General features: G+C 46.1%; 15 protein-coding genes and 1 pseudogene. 7 read left to right on the top strand and 9 right to left on the bottom strand.

Translation table 11 applies throughout. From position 1 onward, the window contains the following. Positions 1–33: 33 nt before the first annotated feature. From JTE88_RS01970 to JTE88_RS01960, 3 genes are all read right to left on the bottom strand, one after another. On the bottom strand, positions 34–435 hold the full coding sequence (locus JTE88_RS01970) for a hypothetical protein (RefSeq protein WP_204425035.1): 402 nt from the start codon (positions 433–435) through the stop codon (positions 34–36). Between the two features lie 287 nt (positions 436–722). Further along, positions 723–896, bottom strand: coding sequence for a hypothetical protein (locus JTE88_RS09225; RefSeq protein ID WP_168917347.1), 174 nt, complete (start codon positions 894–896; stop codon positions 723–725). Between the two features lie 968 nt (positions 897–1,864). Continuing rightward, positions 1,865–2,131, bottom strand: a complete 267-nt coding sequence (locus JTE88_RS01960; protein ID WP_204425034.1) for a hypothetical protein — start codon at positions 2,129–2,131, stop codon at positions 1,865–1,867. Between the two features lie 1,087 nt (positions 2,132–3,218). Here JTE88_RS01960 and JTE88_RS09220 point away from each other — a divergent pair. Together JTE88_RS09220 and JTE88_RS01950 are read left to right on the top strand one after the other, a co-directional pair. After that, positions 3,219–3,449, top strand: a complete 231-nt coding sequence (locus JTE88_RS09220; protein ID WP_204425698.1) for a transposase — start codon at positions 3,219–3,221, stop codon at positions 3,447–3,449. Further along, complete coding sequence (locus tag JTE88_RS01950; protein WP_204425033.1) at positions 3,449–3,823, top strand: IS3 family transposase; 375 nt, start codon at positions 3,449–3,451, stop codon at positions 3,821–3,823. Before JTE88_RS09220 ends, JTE88_RS01950 begins: the two co-directional genes overlap by 1 nt. Here JTE88_RS01950 and JTE88_RS01945 read toward each other — a convergent pair. The 4 genes and pseudogenes from JTE88_RS01945 to JTE88_RS09210 all read right to left on the bottom strand — a co-directional run. Next, positions 3,820–4,071 carry an integrase core domain-containing protein gene (locus JTE88_RS01945; RefSeq protein WP_204424104.1) on the bottom strand — a complete coding sequence of 84 codons (252 nt, stop codon included), beginning with the start codon at positions 4,069–4,071 and terminating at the stop codon, positions 3,820–3,822. The genes JTE88_RS01950 and JTE88_RS01945 overlap by 4 nt on opposite strands. A 45-nt stretch (positions 4,072–4,116) precedes the next feature. Beyond that, a complete protein-coding gene (locus tag JTE88_RS09215) occupies positions 4,117–4,326 on the bottom strand; it encodes a hypothetical protein (protein WP_420826931.1) in 210 nt (69 codons plus the stop codon). Between the two features lie 71 nt (positions 4,327–4,397). Then, complete coding sequence (locus JTE88_RS01940) at positions 4,398–4,574, bottom strand: IS3 family transposase (RefSeq protein ID WP_204425032.1); 177 nt, start codon at positions 4,572–4,574, stop codon at positions 4,398–4,400. 255 nt (positions 4,575–4,829) lie between these two features. Then, positions 4,830–4,946, bottom strand: a pseudogene (locus JTE88_RS09210) (IS3 family transposase); the annotation flags it as partial. Positions 4,947–5,249: 303 nt separating this feature from the next. On the opposite strand from JTE88_RS09210, the gene JTE88_RS09120 reads away from it, so the two are divergent. Beyond that, on the top strand, positions 5,250–5,381 hold the full coding sequence (locus JTE88_RS09120; protein ID WP_275586617.1) for a hypothetical protein: 132 nt from the start codon (positions 5,250–5,252) through the stop codon (positions 5,379–5,381). An 18-nt stretch (positions 5,382–5,399) separates the two neighbouring features. Here the strand turns inward: JTE88_RS09120 and JTE88_RS01935 are convergent, their stop codons facing one another. Next, positions 5,400–7,106, bottom strand: a complete 1,707-nt coding sequence (locus JTE88_RS01935) for an alpha/beta hydrolase (RefSeq protein ID WP_204425031.1) — start codon at positions 7,104–7,106, stop codon at positions 5,400–5,402. A 147-nt stretch (positions 7,107–7,253) separates the two neighbouring features. Then, positions 7,254–7,463, bottom strand: coding sequence for a hypothetical protein (locus tag JTE88_RS01930; RefSeq protein WP_204425029.1), 210 nt, complete (start codon positions 7,461–7,463; stop codon positions 7,254–7,256). A gap of 961 nt (positions 7,464–8,424) precedes the next feature. On the opposite strand from JTE88_RS01930, the gene JTE88_RS09330 reads away from it, so the two are divergent. The 4 genes from JTE88_RS09330 to JTE88_RS01915 all read left to right on the top strand — a co-directional run bounded on the left by JTE88_RS09330 (position 8,425) and on the right by JTE88_RS01915 (position 12,132). After that, a complete protein-coding gene (locus JTE88_RS09330; protein WP_168917339.1) occupies positions 8,425–8,589 on the top strand; it encodes a hypothetical protein in 165 nt (54 codons plus the stop codon). A gap of 245 nt (positions 8,590–8,834) precedes the next feature. Then, a complete protein-coding gene (locus tag JTE88_RS09115; protein WP_256367955.1) occupies positions 8,835–8,960 on the top strand; it encodes a hypothetical protein in 126 nt (41 codons plus the stop codon). Between the two features lie 51 nt (positions 8,961–9,011). After that, a complete protein-coding gene (locus JTE88_RS01920; protein ID WP_168917338.1) occupies positions 9,012–9,962 on the top strand; it encodes a radical SAM protein in 951 nt (316 codons plus the stop codon). A 799-nt stretch (positions 9,963–10,761) separates the two neighbouring features. Continuing rightward, the gene (locus tag JTE88_RS01915; RefSeq protein WP_168917337.1) at positions 10,762–12,132 is read left to right on the top strand and encodes an FtsX-like permease family protein; all 1,371 of its coding nucleotides are present in this window, start codon (positions 10,762–10,764) and stop codon (positions 12,130–12,132) included. Positions 12,133–12,172 lie beyond the last annotated feature (40 nt).

Genomic DNA, 12,172 nt, shown 5'->3' with positions numbered 1-12,172 from the left:
CTTCAAAATAATGCTGGACAGTGCAACATGGGTTTAGTATCGGCCAGTCAAAAAGGTGAGTTTTAAGAGCACTAGACGGTCATCTTCTGCTAGGGAAATCTTGCTATCTAAACCAATAATCTCCGCATCGTTGAAGAAGATCTTTACCAGTCCATCCTCCACTGCCTGCAGAGCAGTGTCTATGGCATCAGATAACACGACCTCCCCCTCGTTTTCATGATCCCCGAACCAGACTTTGCCGGTCTCTAGCATCCCTGCCAGCTCCGGCTGAGTCAGCGCTACAGTCTCGGGTTTTTGCAAGAAAGCTGCCACCTCAATCTCAACCAGGGCGGCAATCAAATCATGCAGGGTGTTCACCTCAGACTGTAGATAGTACGGAATCTCGCTGAGGGGACGCGTCTTCCCCAGCGACTTCTTAACGACCTTGATTCTCATTGATAGTCTCCTAACCGGTGTTGCTTCCACTATAAAGGAGCGGCGGGACATTTAGGACTGCCCGTCCCACAGTTGGACATAAAACTTCTTTCCTAGAACACAAATTAGTAAAAACCGCCCGCACAAAACTGTGAATGGGGCTCCTATTTTTCTTTTGTTTAGTCTAGACGGCTAGTTTGACGGGCCTGGTTTCGTAGAAAGTCTCGTCTCGGATCATGGTGAAGAGGACTGCTAGATACTTGTGTGCGAGTGTGATTGGACTGGCCTAGTTTTCAGGGCCACTCGGCTTAAGTGTTGACCGTGTTTCCTTTTCTCCATCGTTGCGCGTATTGTCGTGGGCTAAGGTAACTCAGCGAGGAGTGCGTAGGGAAGTTATCGTAGAGCTGTGACCAGTGTCCGATGAGCACGCGGGCGTGAGAAGGATTCTCGATGAAGTTACCCTCGAGCAATTCCTCACGCATTCGATTGAGGAACGATTCAACAAACCCGTTATACTATGACTGGCCCGGTGGAATACTGTCTGAAGCGTTTGATCCTCACTAACCCAACTTTCCAGAGCACGGGAGATGAATTTCAGGTCCGTTATCCATCCGGATCATCCGTGGTTTATCACCATGTTCTTAAATGAACTCATCGATGATAGTACATATGCTGACCATCTTCCCGTGCCGGGCCTGAATCACACTGGAAATCCAAAGACCACACATCTTTAGGGTATAGACCAGGGGCAACCTTACGGTGTTCTTCACCAGTTAAACGCTTACGCGTCTTCCTGGATAGCACACGCAGACCTTCCTCACACCAGATTCTGCAGAAGGCTTCCCGACATACTCCATATCCTTCTACTAGCGCCTTGATTCAAGCATCGCTGGTGTCCCCACCGGCGGTGGTCCTTAGCAAATGCGTGCATCCACTAGCACAAGGGAGGACACTTAACAGATTTGCTATCGTAGCATTTTGCATGCCGCTAAGCACTGTGTGAGAGCCTAACAATGTGCCAGGGAAGTCTTTGGAAGTAGCCAGCGCAACTAGATACCATTCCCATCATGACGGCGAGCTGGGCCTAGAATTTCCCACCCCATAGTTTCTTCCGCGCTACTTTTTCAACTCAACCCGGCCCAACAAAAGCTTCAGATGCGAGTTCTCGCCCCGCCTTCCTTAAGTTCGCGAGCCTTTTTCAACTTACGAACAATGTGTTCTGAAGTGGGCCTAATATAAGCCCACATCACCATTCATCCATTCTCCCCCCCCGAAGGCAGGATATCAATAGACAACACTCAAGTCACCTGGATCGAAAAATCTAGAACGCTCCTATCTTCACTGGAACAATTTCCTTGATGGCTCACAAAACTGCATGTTTCACTCTTTAATGTAATTGGTGGTGGATACTCGGTTTGAGTATCCACCACCAATATTCTTCATATGTGTATCATGGTCTTCGCGAATCCCAGCCTACGATTACAAAAAGTATTCCAAGAATTTCAGAAAAAACGCCATAAGAGAGATATTTTGTAAATGACGCAACTTTTTGCAGCGCAGCAACAGAGAAATCTGAATCTGCGGCATGGTGTCCCGAACTAATATCGTCCACAAGAATATTGAGAGTGTATGAACTATTCAGCGATGCAATAGTCAATAGAAACCCGACCAACACACAGATAATCCCTAAAACCAAGAAGACTTTTTTTAACTTCATTGCAATCTCATTCTCTCGTCGGTTTAGTAGATGTTATGACATTGTTCTCCAGCATACTGTCCATTTACAAACACTCTGGCACATTGCACACCTCTATTAACGGATTTGAAACGAGAGTAGATGGGACCTGTTGTCAAAAGTTTGCACCCCCAGTAGGTATTTCCGACATCTGTACGGTAGATCGTATTCCCGTAGCGATTCTGAAAGTCGATACGATAATTACAGAGGTTTAATCCTTCTGCTTCGGCCACTTCAGAGTTAATTGTCAAACCGCTTCCGTTGATTACGTGATCAAGCATCATTGACGGAATTCGGATGTCTTTAACGGTAAAACCTCCGATTGGTTGCGATCCCGACGCTGAGAGTGGCATTATGATATCTCTTCGCGTAGGAACAAGTTCGTAATTATTATCTCCTAGGCTTGGAACAAAATTTGGGAGAGAGGGATCATTGTTCTGAACCGACCCCCCCCGTAAATAGTGGTTCCTTCTTTGAAATTGTCTTCTGCCACGGCCGATGTCATCATGGACAAACTGACCACCACACAAGTGATGGATGCAATCAACATGTTCTTCACTGTGTTTTTCATGTTAGACCTTTCGTGTCAGTGCATGAGGTTTGCGATTATCACGACCTCTTCGTCGTGATAACCACTTTCATAATACAAAATTGATTAGTACCATGTGCTGGTTCGTGCAGTTTACTAAACGGAAATTTAAGTTACGAGAATTAAGGAATGTTTCAAATCGCTCACACACCCTGTGGCAGAAGAATAAATGCGATCATTTTTAAATCTATTTTTTACATACTATTCGGTGCGTCTCATGTCCCGTTGGTCCGGTAATACTGCACGATGTAGCGTTTTCGACGACAGTGTTCAACGTTTGTCTCCGCACAATAAACTTAAACCTAAACGATCACCACACCGCTCAAAGAATGATGGGGTTACCCTTGAATACCGGATGCCTAATTAGTGCGGACTGGGTGTTCGTACGGAAAGATGTTTGTTATGAGTCGTCAGCGGAAAAGATACACGTAGGAATATCGCGTTGAGGCTGCTGGCCTTGTTACTGAGACTGGGAGGACTATTGCAGAGGTATCGCGCGAGATTGGTGTTGGTCAGGCTTTGCTTGGTCGCTGGGTTAAACAAGAACGAGAGCACAATAACAGTTCCGGGGAACGGACATATGCCGAATTAGAGGCCGAAAACTCACGGTTGAAAAAGGAACTGGCCTCGATCAAGCTTGATAATGAGTTCCTGTCAAAAGCCAGCGCCTTCTTCGCTGCGAAGCAACACGAGAAGAGAAATACGAACTAATGCAGCGCGAGAAGGTTAACTACTTTATTGCCCGCATGGTCCGTTTGCTTAAAGTTTCGCGTTCATACTTTTATGCATGGGCTAAAAAGCAGGCCGCTATCTCAATTGGAGATGATGAGAAAACCAGCTACTACCAGCAACTAGATGAAAAAATTTATCGCATGTGGGAACGGTCAGACAAGGTCTATGGCACACCACGTATTACTGCTGATCTTCATGCTGGTGGTGTGAGTATTGACAAAAAGACCGTGGCCAAACGCATGAAGTTGATGGGCATTGAGGGTATTTCCCCGAGGAAGTGTGTACCTAGTAAAAAAGTTGGTGATGCTTCGGTTGCTGCAATCCCTGTGAAGTGTACCGGGTTTTCTTCCTAGGCTTGTGCCCTGGTTGGTGTTTGTATTTTCTGTGTTGTGTTAACGGTGTGCCAGTAATCGTTTTCAACTTCGAGCGGTGTGCGGTAGTCGAGTGCTTGATGTAGCCGTGTCTTATTCCACCAACTTACCCATTCAAAAGTAGCGATTTCCACTTCGAGTACGTCTTGCCATGTACGAGGATGAATAAGCTCGTTTTTATAACAACCATTGACATTCTCAGCTAAAGCATTATCGTAGCTATCACCCACGCTACCTTGTTGAGGGAATAATCCCTCCCCTGTGCTAGGTGCTCGTTATACACAATCGAAGCGTACTAGGAACCATGATCGCCATGGTCTACTAGCCCGCTGACCTCCTTCGCACAAGCAATTGCTTGGTTTAACGCCTGGTAAAGCCTGGGTTCGCATAGAATCCAACAACGCCCACCCCACGATCTTACGGCTGAAAACATCCACAACAAAAGCCGCATACACAAACCCCTGACGTGTTCGAACATACGTCATATCGCCCCACCCATAACTGGCCGGGTTTAACGGCACGGAAATGACGATTAACTAAATCAAGACGAGTATCTTCACATCTTCTTAGCCGACTCCCCACCGAGGATCGGCCCTTTACCTTTGCCTGACAAGCCGGCTAAACGCATAAGCCTAGCTGTTTGTTCACACCCAATCATGATCCCGGCACGCCCTAAAGCATGCCACATCTTACCCACCCCATACACACCATAATTCGAGGCATGAATATCCACGCATAATCCCCACAAACTCACTATCGCGTCTGGCTCGAGCGCTTAACGGAACCGACTTGGCATAACGATAACCACGAGAGGTAATGAATCCTCCCTCACGATACTTAATTCAACGTCACGCACATGAAACACGACATGCGAAACGATCCTTATGAGGTCTGATGCATTTTTAGGTGACAGTCTTTTATGCAGCTTTGAGTGCTGTGGTTACTATTTTCTCATATTCTATGGGTGTTTGTTTACCGAGCCGGTTTTGGCAGCGTTATCGCCACACGCTCCAACTCTTCCCATGGACCCAATCAAGTGGTGATTTTGCAGGGCTTGAGTCTAAGCATTCGAACGAAATTGGCTACCGCGCTCGGAATGGACAATACATCCGTGCATGTTCATTCCTTCTCACTTGTGGTAGTGAACTTATGGCTAATTACTCCTTGTTGATCTGTGATTGCTCAGTAATCATCATGAACAGCAGGCCCAGGCCTTGGATGGCGAGAACGTTTTTTACCGTAAGAAGACCATAGTTGTTCTTGATTACACAGTTTCCATGCATCAGACCCCTTCCACCTTGGAGCATACAACCGCTTCTAACCTATGTGGAACACATGGCACGTGCCAACAACCCCGTCGTCGTAAAATCTTTTAGGCAACGGTTACAAACCCGAACTAATATCCATCATGAAAAACAATCACCCTCACCCTAAAGTGATACGTTTCGACGACGACGAAGAAAATACCGCTAATTCTGGCATCATCGCGACCGAAGAAAAACCTTCATGTACTACAGTGAGCGAACGTTTTATGAGCTAGTTGTTCGAAACGAGCATATTACTTCTGCTCTGCGTGGTTTTTGCTAAGGAAACTGGTGATGAGCGTTTTAACATCGCGCCACGTGCAGGTTTGAGGAACCGAAAGCGCGCCGTGAAAAGTTCCTGGAAGTATATGCAGTTCAGCAACTCCACCGCCATCGATCAGATCTGTTGCCAAAGTAATCGCTTCGTCTCGCAAGGGATCCACGGGGTTCGCAATGATCATAGTCGGCGGCAGCGAGGCTGCACTATTTCGCACTGAAACATGCACTTGTGTTGGATCCACGCCAGCGAGATAGTGCTCCCAAGCTGCCTGGGCAGCTGCCGCCGTCCATACTGGACCCTCGCGATAAATCTGGTAGGAGCGGGAGGAAACTCGTGGATCAAGGCATGGTTCTAAACAAATAAAACCGGAAATCGTCGTATTCGATCTTGTGGTTACTAGGGTTTGTAAAGCTTGTAGTCCAACTCCAGCGCCGGCTGAATCCCCCAACACAAAGATAGGAACGTTTGGGTATTGATCTTCCATATAATTGATGGCATCAATGCAGTCTTGAACTGCGGCTGGATACGGGTGTTCGGGCGCCAACCGATATTCAGGCGCACAGATCACAGTAGTTGGGAGCAGCTCTAGTAATTCATAGTTGCGTTCATCATCATATTCGGCCTTCCCAGCCACATAACCACCACCATGAAGCGCAATGAGTATCTGATCTGGTTGTTGATCAGTGCGGTACAATATCCGCAACGGTAAACCGCGGCCGGTTTTCATTATGGTGGCACGAATTTTACTGCCTACACCGCCATCAGTTCTCGTTAGCAACTGTTCTCCGGCCTGACGTAATTGTTCAACATCCCACGTAGTTTGGGGCGGAGCACTGCTTAACCAACGCTGCAGCTCAGGCGCAAGATAAGGATGTGGGGAAAAATTATCGTCGAGAGATAACAAGAAATCATCAACAAGAGCATATAACTCAGTGGAGTTATCTCTACGAACCATATGGGAAGTGCCCGAAATCAGTGCGGTTTTCAGATATGGGTTGCCATAACTGTTAACTTCTTTCAAGCCCTCCCCGCCAAAGAGAACATCACTGCCTTCGCCGGTCACTAAGAGAGTATGGACGCTAACGTGGTGGAGAATTATTCGTCCCTGGGAGCCGACAATTCCAGTTCTGACAAACTTTTGATCCACTTGCGTTTTCCCTTGTAACCATCCGCCATATTCAGACACCGGCCAGCTAGTATATGTTTTCATAAGCTCGATCATGGCTTCACCGACGTCGTTGCTCATGAGTTCTAGGCGTTGAGCCAGGAGCGGACCTCCGGCTCGATACGTTTCATACTGCTGTGGGGTAAGAAGCGCCGGATCTTCGAGGATAAGCGCTGTAACAAGTGAAGGTATCTGTAAGGAAACATGCGTAGCAATTGCGCCACCAAGGGAGTGCCCGTAGATAACAACTTTCCCTTGTGGTGACTGAGCAGCGGCAGTTTGGACACTTTCGATCGCCGTTTTCACGAGAGCAGAAAACGGATCTAGCAGTTGGCTATCAGAAAATCGAGGGCTAGTTCCATGCCCGAGAGAATCGACGAGGATTACCCGCCAGTCAGGCGCCCAATGGTCTGCGAGGTCACTCAGTGAGGCCGCATTATCCGTCACTCCGTGAAAAGCGACAATGGTACCGCGCACGGATTTACCGCTTGCAATGTGAGTCAACGGCGTGAACACTGATCTGCTCCTTTACATAACCTCCGAGGATTCTAATGAATATCCTAAAGCATCACTGGCTTTAATAACCGCGGCGAACTCACCATCACCGCACTCAAAGCCGGATACTAACAATGCAAACCGTCAGATAACTACGCCTATTACTTACTAGCAGCCAGAAGCCCCTACTTTCGCTTTTCTCTTGGAATCAACAAGATAAGCAACGCAAAAAACTAGCAACGATAGATAGCCAGGCAAGCCCGTTTCAATGACGTCAAATGCATAAAGCACAGCAAAAACAAAAGCGGCTAAACCTGAGAAAAACATGACGAAAGCAAGGAAAATTTTCATTAGCTGAGAGCCTTCCTCTATATTCACATCACTGACACTTATAGGGATATTTTACCAAAGACCGATACGAAGCAATATTCGGATGGAGCAGGGCAATCACTCAATCCACTATCGGACACGCCCACCTACAAACAAACGCTCGCAACACAAAGCTAAAGACATTTTCTTTTATTTCTTCGTTTTCCTATCCAAAGCTACAACCAACCACGTAATATTCCACAACAGAAGATGAACATGAGGAACTGACCATGTTTTCCATCAAGAATACGGATGAACCCCATGCAAACCTACGTCTACTTCACCGGGAGAACTGACCGTATTTGACGGAAGTTATCTCAATGGGAGGAAAAGAAGGCCCGTTACTGTTTTGATAAGCTCTGAAGCTGGCATTTGCGCGATGATGGGTTTGGCTGGACTATCTCGGCATGATTGTTTGCCCCTGTCTTTTAATGATCCGGGGGGTGTTGTCACCGGGATCGGACAGACATACTCGTGATTACTCATCAGGGGCATGGCACTGGAATATGATGCCTGTCGCAGGCGTGGGTGTAAGACGGATGTGTTTACCCGTGAAAGCTAACAACTAGTTAGCTGGTTGTATTCTTGAAAGTCAGACAGGCAGCGATACCGGAGAATTTTGATATCTGGCTTGGCATCGACGCAGGGCAAGACTGATCACTGGGCAACCATCGTTCACGGTAGTAGCGATCAAGTCTACTCACATTCGCTTACCCAACGATGGAGAAAAACTACGACAGATTTATGATGAGCTTGCCAGCCTTGGCTCAATACTTGTTGTGGTAGATCAGCCAGCAACAATTCGGCGCGCTGGCTGTGGCAGTGGCCCAAGCAATTGAGGATACATGTCGCGTACTTACCCGGTTCGGCAATGCGACCGATCGCGGATCTATAACCAGGGATAAGCTAAAACCAGCCAGCGCGATGCGTTCATCATCGCTCAAGCAGCTCCCACGATCCCCCACTTCACATGGTTGATGAAGATGAAGCCGAACTGGGGATGCTCACCGAATTTGATGATGATCTCCCCAACAAAGCATTGCCGGAAACCCTTAATAGCTCAAATAAGATCGAGCTGGTTCACACTCAGGTTGGGGCGAACAACGTCGACGTAGAATTCGCGACGTTCAAGTGAGCAACCTGATGAAATCGTCCCAGACTTAACCGGAGTCTAGGTTATCACCCCGCCAACTGAGACTGAGTAGGAATTTTAAAACCTGCTCCTAAATCAAGAAAATGAATGAAATCAAGACAGATGCCTAGAAACAAAACCGGGGCAGTTCATGCCACATAACTGAATTTCTTACACCTATAGGATTTAGTTCCTATTTTCTCTGGAATACTCCTTATATACTTATATGCATAAAGTTAGGAGGTGAGATGAGTTCTACAACAGACGCTCTGAAAGAGCTCAATTTAGACAGTGAGTTAATCGAGCTAACCGACCAAGACGACCATTGGCATTTCATTACATGCGGAATCATCATCGGATCAGGCGGTTGCTAATGCAACTCGTGTGGCCGAGATAAACGCTCGGCCACACGACTTTGGAGAAAAATGAAACGTGGTATAAGCGTAGGAATTATCATTACCCGACGATGTAATGCACATTGCATCCACTGCTGCTTCGAATCAACGCCTAAATGTTCAGAGGAGATACCGACAGAAACTCTTATGCAAATTGCGCACGAAGTGGCTTCAAATCCAATAGTCCAAACGGTAGGCATAAGCGGAGGTGAAGCAATGTTACGTAAACAGGTGGTCCTCAACATGATAAAGATCGTGACCGCACAAGGTAAGAAGGCTACCCTAACATCGAATGGTTTTTGGGGAATAACCCCGAGAAGTGCACGAGAGGCCATTTTAGAACTCAAACAAGCTGGACTCGCCTATCTGACTATTAGCCACGACAGCTTCCATTCCCCATTCATCAACAAAGCTCGTGTTGAAAACATCATAAAAGCATGCGATGAATTGAATTTGGAATGTTGCATTAATTGCGCCACAACTAAGAGTAACCCTCTCGATTCTTCCATTCTCTCAATCAAGAAAAAATATCCCCAAGTTACCATAAGGGAATTTCCCGTAACACCAGTCGGCGCTGCCACCAATCTTCCAGAGAGTGAATTGTACAGATCATCACTACCAATTTCGGAGCTAAACTGCCCCAGCTTCGAACCAACTTTTCACTACGATGGGTATATCTACCCATGCTGCTCTCCCGCAGTCTTTGGCACTAGTTTAAAAATCGGAACTGTAGACGGGACGCCTTTTGAAGAAGCACTAAAAACGATTACTTACAATAGCTACTTTTCAGTTATTAGGCATGAAGGTTTTGGCTGGATCTACAATTTAGCAATTTCCAGAGGCCTAATCCCACGCCTTGAAGACTCAATAGTTACAGACGCATGTAGCGTCTGCCGAGCACTAACACTCACCCCACATGTATTACAGAGCCTCGCCAACGATATAACCTCACGCGCGAAATTCCTTATGCAACAAAGTTAGATATTTAGATAATGAAAATACGTAAATATCTTCGAGCTTCCACAGAGGATTATATTCTACTCTCAAAAGGCGAACAAACATTTGTGTATTTCACCTCAAAACGGAAGTGCTACGTAGGAAAAACTGAGGAGTTTGAGGAAAACCATACGTGGCAAGTCGAATACACCTATCACGAATATCGATACGCCTTCATAATTTTCACTATTACAGCCGCGTGTATTGCTTGGTCATTACATCTATATATTAGCAGCAACCTCAACTCTTACAGATATCTATCGAGCTACCCTCACCTATTATCGCTATTGTTCTACGCGCTATTTCAAGCTCTTATACACGAATATTCCCATGTTCTCGCTTTACGTTTACACGGTCAAAAAATTGATTCATGGGGATTTCATTTTAACCTCGGTTTCATACCTTCAATTTTCGTCCGAATAAACCGTGTCTATCTACTCCCTCCGGGATTCAGAATAACTGTACATCTAGCCGGAGTCTTTGCGAATGCAGTTTCAAACACAACTTTCCTCATTAGTAGCTATCACTGCACACAATTAAGTGCTAGTGCACCGATATTTCTAATTTTCAACTTTGCTATACTCTTCAATATTATTCCTTTTGTAAATTCAGATGGTTATAGAGCACTCCTCACACTCTTAAACCTGGACACCTCCACCTTGAAGCATACAAACTCTTCTAACCTATATAGTAGAATTTATTATGCTCTGAAAGTTGGAACGGTTTTATTTTTCCTTATTTCCATCGCAACAATAGTAATAAGCATTGTGGGAGGCCGGGCAATATGCTGAAAGAGATTCGCGATTTCATTCCAATGTTCGTAGCAACCCTCAGCATTTCCTCCATTTCTTGTTGCCTCATCACGCTATCTCTGAGCACGACTATCGCTGGTGCACAGTTACCAACTGGCCCAGCTGCAGAGCAATTCTCCGTTCTTGGAGGCTTCCAGATGGCGTTGACTATTATGGCAATACTTTTCTGCGTTCCAACTATTATCCGGCTAGCGGTCGAGGAAGATTCGAGAAGAATTGCGCTATGGCAAGTCATTGGCGCTTCTCCATCTGCAGCACGATTACGGTACGTTACTTTAGCCTGCCTTGCGGCTATTATCGGCTGTGTGCTTGGCACTGTACTCGCAATGTCACTATGGGATTTCTACATAGTTCTGATTCAGAAAACTGGACTTCTCCCAGCTGATTCAGGTTACATACATCAAAGCATATGGGCAATCGTGTTCGCACCGATTACATCACTTCTCACCGTCATTCTTCCGTTAGTTTTAACGACTCGCTCTCTACTCAAACTCGATCCTGTTATCGCAGTAAATGGCCCTCTTGCGAATCCAACTGAACGCCAGTGGGTGCGCTATCTTTTCTCTTTCCTCGTGACTGGAGGAATGATCGCATCTTATATAGCAATATCAAAGGTACCTATCACCACCAGCTCTGAGATTCTTAGCGGTTTGATCAGCACTTACTGGGGAATCGGACTTGGGCTATTACTCGCGTTTGGCATATCAAGCAAAGCGATAGTTAAGTCCACAATCACGTTCATTGGACTATTCGACCCAGTTAATATTTTTGATAGCTGGATGATTGCGTTAACCTCTGCGAAGCGCCGAGCATTTCGCTCTACAGCGTTCATCACTCCGCTAGTTTTGGCAGCAACATCAGTCGGCCTAGTATTTGGCATGATCTCCCAAACACGTAACGTAATGTCCGCAATTGGAGCCTCCGAGGAGAGCCTTCAAGCCAGCCCTAGTTCCCAGATTCTATTAATTTTCAGCACACCAGTTATTCTGGCAGCGGCAAGCGGAGTATTAGCTGTCTATTTAACAAACCGTTCTCGAGTGCACGACATTGCACTACTACAGGTTCTCGGTTGCAAGCCTTCGACCATCACATTCGCAGCATTTCTAGAATCCCTTATTTATCTACTTGTCGCATCTTTAATCAGCACAGCAATCCTTTTCATCAACAGTTTAGCTATGGGTTTAGCACTCTCGGCCGGGCCAGTTCCAGGAACACAATCAAGTGGCATACCTCTTGAAACATACATTCTTTTAACCGCTGGATTTTTACTGATAACACTTTTTACCGAATTCTCAACTTTGATTCAATCTCGCTCACTAAACATGCAAGCTATTGTCCGATAAGAGGTTTAAGATGCAACCCATAATCCATGTAGAAGATCTA

This window comes from Arcanobacterium phocisimile (genome assembly GCF_016904675.1).
GTDB classification, from domain to species: domain Bacteria; phylum Actinomycetota; class Actinomycetes; order Actinomycetales; family Actinomycetaceae; genus Arcanobacterium; species Arcanobacterium phocisimile.
Note: the sequence above shows the minus strand (reverse complement) of the source record. Positions and strands in the feature narration are given on the sequence as shown.

Bases quoted from the DNA above. Each gene is read 5' to 3' on its own strand.
- JTE88_RS09330 (WP_168917339.1), top strand. From the start codon at position 8,425: ATGGTTGATGAAGATGAAGCCGAACTGGGGATGCTCACCGAATTTGAT.
- JTE88_RS01920 (WP_168917338.1), top strand. From the start codon at position 9,012: ATGAAACGTGGTATAAGCGTAGGAATTATCATTACCCGACGATGTAAT.
- JTE88_RS09225 (WP_168917347.1), bottom strand. From the start codon at position 896: ATGCGTGAGGAATTGCTCGAGGGTAACTTCATCGAGAATCCTTCTCAC.
- JTE88_RS01915 (WP_168917337.1), top strand. From the start codon at position 10,762: ATGCTGAAAGAGATTCGCGATTTCATTCCAATGTTCGTAGCAACCCTC.
- JTE88_RS01950 (WP_204425033.1), top strand. From the start codon at position 3,449: ATGCAGCGCGAGAAGGTTAACTACTTTATTGCCCGCATGGTCCGTTTG.
- JTE88_RS01970 (WP_204425035.1), bottom strand. From the start codon at position 435: ATGAGAATCAAGGTCGTTAAGAAGTCGCTGGGGAAGACGCGTCCCCTC.
- JTE88_RS09215 (WP_420826931.1), bottom strand. From the start codon at position 4,326: ATGACGTATGTTCGAACACGTCAGGGGTTTGTGTATGCGGCTTTTGTT.
- JTE88_RS09115 (WP_256367955.1), top strand. From the start codon at position 8,835: ATGAGTTCTACAACAGACGCTCTGAAAGAGCTCAATTTAGACAGTGAG.
- JTE88_RS01960 (WP_204425034.1), bottom strand. From the start codon at position 2,131: ATGAAGTTAAAAAAAGTCTTCTTGGTTTTAGGGATTATCTGTGTGTTG.
- JTE88_RS09120 (WP_275586617.1), top strand. From the start codon at position 5,250: ATGAAAAACAATCACCCTCACCCTAAAGTGATACGTTTCGACGACGAC.